A 294-nucleotide genomic window follows, 5' to 3' on the forward strand; every position below is an offset into this window, starting at 1 on the left:
TGAAAATAGAGACGGTAACACAAACGTGCGCTTCAACCAAAGAGAGACTTTGGAAAGAATCTTCAAGCGACTGGAGGCATCGGAAGTATATATATCCCGTGCCCGCATGGATTGCGGCTCATGCTCGGAGGAAATCGTAGATATGATAGAGGCTCATTGCAGGCATTTTTATATTCGTGCCAACAGGTGCTCTTCCTTCTATGATTCCATGTTTGCCTTGACTGGATGGAAAACTGTTGAAATCAACGGTATTGAGTTTGAGCTGAATTCCATCCTTGTTGAGAAATGGAAAGG

1 pseudogene is annotated in these 294 nt (G+C 43.9%); it reads left to right on the forward strand.

The window, feature by feature from the left end:
- Positions 1–294: pseudogene (locus DWV53_RS16350) on the forward strand (IS1380-like element IS942 family transposase); the annotation flags it as partial.

It is taken from the genome of Segatella copri (assembly GCF_003465495.1).
GTDB classification, from domain to species: Bacteria; Bacteroidota; Bacteroidia; order Bacteroidales; family Bacteroidaceae; genus Prevotella; species Prevotella copri_G.